Annotated in this window: 1 protein-coding gene; it reads left to right on the top strand. The window is 39.2% G+C overall.

Annotated features, from left to right (window positions below; all coding sequences use genetic code 11):
- Positions 1 to 462: 462 nt before the first annotated feature.
- Positions 463 to 656, top strand: a 194-nt coding sequence (locus KIV40_RS31475; protein WP_285353230.1) for a hypothetical protein, incomplete at its 3' end; no start/stop codon positions are given.

A 656-nucleotide genomic window follows, 5' to 3' on the forward strand; every position in this document is an offset into this window, starting at 1 on the left:
ATTTATAGCTTTTTGGTTAAGCTGTGGTATTCAATTGAATAGCTTCACCGCTTTTTGCTAGGCGACATCCTCGGGTGTCGCTTTTTTTCTGTCTCCATTTCAACAAGATGCATATTTAGCACCATAAAGGTCCATGCATAAATCCTCATCAATATTCTTTTCCACAACGCAAGATCGAAAAAAGATCGTTGATCATATGTTCGATCTCTATTTTTATTTTTTATTTTCAATGGTTTGCGGTGTATTTTTGTTTCATTTTACCAACTTCTCAACAGGGTGGATAAATAATATAAACAGAGTTATCCACAGATGAGGCGGCTTGTGGAACAAAAAATAACAAGATTCTGTTTATAACAAACACAACCCATTCTACGGTTACCGATCGACAACGTGGAATCCCGTCACCATACGTGGCATTCTTACTCCATCATTTCTGTACTTATTACTGGATACACAAACACTATGGCTCGTATTCCTGATAATCCATTGATTCTAATTGATGGCTCTTCTTACCTATATCGCGCGTTCCATGCTTACCCGGGCACCATGAGTAATGGTGATATTCCTACCAATGCTGTTTATGGTGTGGTGAACATGTTGCGCAGCATGATGCGTCAATTTGCTTCGGATCGTATTGCGGTGATCTTCGATGCGAA

It is taken from the genome of Vibrio sp. D173a (genome assembly GCF_030248475.1).